This window comes from Flavobacterium sp. NRK F7, assembly GCF_024054195.1.
GTDB lineage: Bacteria > Bacteroidota > Bacteroidia > Flavobacteriales > Flavobacteriaceae > Flavobacterium.
In genome coordinates this window covers 1-818 of the sequence record NZ_JAMXLB010000013.1, presented here as the reverse complement: position 1 = coordinate 818, position 818 = coordinate 1, and the positions used below count along the sequence as shown (strand labels likewise).

Genomic DNA, 818 nt, shown 5'->3' with positions numbered 1-818 from the left:
GTCCAGTTTTCATCTTTAGTAATCGTTTTGTATAACGTATTAGCAGGATAATGAGGTTGCGGACTACTAATTACGGGTGTGAAACATCCAGAAGTAGCATTCCAAGTAGTGGTTACTTTAAAAAATTTAACTTCATCGTTATCTGTATTTGTTTTATAATCAAACTTAATTTCTTTACCGCTGTTCATCGTCCAATCTCCAGGAGCTGCTTGTCTTAATACTCGGTTTAATGGGGAAGATTCTAGTTCCTTTTCACTATACGGAAACATAGTTCCTCCATTATACGAACTGTAAAAAGAGTTTAGTTCTGACCCAACAGTTGCTGGATCAACAAATTCAATATTTTGATTGTTATATTTAAAAGGCAAATAGTCTTTGATTTGACGACCAAAAGCATCGTATTCAATATGGGTAATGATATCATTTCCAGAACTAGATTGTTTGTGAGCAATTTGTTGAATCGGACGACCTAAACCATCAAAATAGCTTACTTGTACAGCTGCATCAGCAGGATTGGTTACATCTACCGTTCCTTGAGTAGAAGCTTTTTTATAAGTGGTTGTTTTTATGTAATTCTGATCTTGACTTTGTGCTAAAGCAAGAAAAGGAATAAGCGTAAGTATATAAAATATTTTTTTCATCTTGCCTTAGTTTTTGTAATGATACTTGTTTTCACTTAAAATATTACCGTCTTTATCTTTTACAAATTCCAAACGGTTAAAACCATCATAATGATAACTAATACGATTCCCTTTCGGATCCGTAATGGTGCTAACTCCTACAGAAGGCTTATACGTATAAGTAGTTACCATAGCATT

The 818-nt window shown here is 33.6% G+C and carries 2 protein-coding genes; both read right to left on the bottom strand.

What is annotated here, in order from left to right; translation table 11 throughout:
• The coding region (locus NHF47_RS17090) for a DUF6443 domain-containing protein (RefSeq protein WP_252766128.1) at window positions 1–641 on the bottom strand (641 nt) is incomplete at its 3' end.
• 6 nt (window positions 642–647) lie between these two features.
• The gene (locus NHF47_RS17325) at window positions 648–812 is read right to left on the bottom strand and encodes an RHS repeat domain-containing protein (RefSeq protein WP_374670182.1); all 165 of its coding nucleotides are present in this window, start codon (window positions 810–812) and stop codon (window positions 648–650) included.
• Window positions 813–818 lie beyond the last annotated feature (6 nt).